Annotated in this window: 2 protein-coding genes; both read left to right on the forward strand. The window is 38.7% G+C overall.

All coding sequences use genetic code 11. The annotated features are described in order from the left end of the window. Positions 1-1,050 (forward strand): IS110 family transposase (locus L656_RS0114550; RefSeq protein ID WP_024599743.1); only part of this gene is annotated, 1,050 nt, incomplete at its 5' end. A gap of 724 nt (positions 1,051-1,774) precedes the next feature. Then, the coding region (locus L656_RS0114555; protein WP_024599739.1) for an IS110 family transposase at positions 1,775-2,091 on the forward strand (317 nt) is incomplete at its 3' end.

The following is a 2,091-nucleotide window of genomic DNA, read 5'->3' on the forward strand; positions in this document are numbered from 1 at the left end:
CCGCTTATTTATGCATTAGCTAAATACGACCACCTTACTTTATTTACCGTGAATCCTTGTGCTGTTGCTAAATACCGCCAGGCTTTTACGCCCAGTGGCGCAAAAGATGACCCATCAGATGCCTTTGTACAAGTTGAAATTCTCACGTTACACATGGATAAGCTGTCTGTCATTGAGCCTGAGTCAGCAGCTATGCGAACGCTGTCTCAGCTTGTTGAATATCGCCGAAGTTTAGTGCAAGACAGTGTCGATTTATCCAATAAAATAACAGCGACATTAAAAAATTATTACCCGCAGGCACTTGAATGGTTTAAAGAAAAGGACACGTATATATTCTGCGACTTCATTCAGAAATGGCCGTCACTCACAGCGGTTAAAAAAGCAAGAAAACAGACTTTACTCGACTTTTTTGAGAGTCATAACTCACACTATTCCACGGTCAATAATGCACGATTAGACAGTATTAAAAATTCAATGCCATTAACTCTGGATGAAGGCGTCATTGTGCCTAATCAAATGCTCGTTGAAGTGCTTATTACGCAATTTAAAGTGTTATTAAAAGGTATTGAAAAGCTCGATAAAGCAATAAAATCGGCTTATAAAGCCCAGCAAGATAAAAAGATATTTGATAGCTTACCCGGTGCAGGTCCACAACTCGCCCCACGTTTACTTGTTCCTTTTGGGAGTAATCGTGCGCGTTATAATGATGCTGCAGAACTTCAAAAGTACGCGGGTATAGCGCCTGTTATTGAGCGCAGTGGTCAAAAAATGTGGACTCATTGGCGTTATAGTTGCCCCACTTTTTTAAGGCAAACATTTGTAGAATGGGCAGGCTTTTCTATTCGTTATTCGTTTTGGGCTAAAGCGTATTATGAGCAACAAAAAGCCAAGGGTAAGCCGCATAACAGCATAATTAGATCACTGGCATTTAAATGGATAAGGATTGTATTTAGGTGTTGGAAAACGAATACACCCTACGATGAATCGACGTATTTAGCGGCCTTAAAACGCAGAGGCTCACCACTTTTAAAATTTGCAGTTAATAGCTAAATTTTACTAGTCGTCCACCTCAGGGCGTGTTGTTAGTTTTCAACTACGTATGCGGTGGAATGATTTATTGAAACAATGCTCCAACTGATCATATATATTTGGATTCTTTTCGATATAATCTGCCATCATTTCGAAGAAACCTTCGACATTGTTTTTGTCATAAGGCCTAACGTACACTTTTGTTACTACCCTATGCAATATCTCGTTTAGCCACTTTACTCTATTCAATTTTTCTTCATTGTCTAATTCGTTATCACAAAGATAGACTCTAATAGATACGGTTAATGAGTGAGCTAAAACTCTAAAAAAGTCACATCTTTCCACTTCAGAGAAATTTTCGATTTTGTCGATATAAATATTGAGACTAATGCCAAACTCCTTTTGAAAACTAACGCCGTTTTAAGCGGCAAATTGCAGTTGGCTAAAATAAGTGAGGCACGAACAAAAAGCCAACTGTAATTTGTCCGTCTTGAAAACCCTTATAGTTCGACCAAGCCACTTAATTTAAAAGTAACTGACTATTATATTAAGTGGAATATGCTTCTGTTGGTTACGAATATTGAATGCCAAACATCTAATGTTTTTAACAAGACGTTCGAGCCAACAGAGCACCTCGATTTCAAAACGCATACTCAGGGATTGCCGACCAAGACTATCTATAAGACCTGCGAGAAACGAGATTTAAGCACATTCCGTCCTTAACTTTAACCGTAGGCGCTATAAAATGAAAGCATATAACGTTGATAATTTTGCTGTACTCATTGGCATGGATTGGGCCGATAAAAAACATGATATTTGTGAACACCCAACAGGCACTAATAAATATCATTACACCGTTATTAAACACACACCTGAAGCGTTGCATGAATGGGCTATGGATATTAAACAGCGTTATCCAGAGCAGAAAATAGCAATTGTTTGTGAGCTTAAAAAAGGCCCGCTTATTTATGCATTAGCTAAATACGACCACCTTACTTTATTTACCGTGAATCCTTGTGCTGTTGCTAAATACCGCCAGGCTTTTACGCCCAGTGGCGCAAA

The sequence above is a fragment of the Pseudoalteromonas sp. TAE56 genome, from assembly GCF_000497955.1.
In the GTDB taxonomy this organism is placed as follows: domain Bacteria; phylum Pseudomonadota; class Gammaproteobacteria; order Enterobacterales; family Alteromonadaceae; genus Pseudoalteromonas.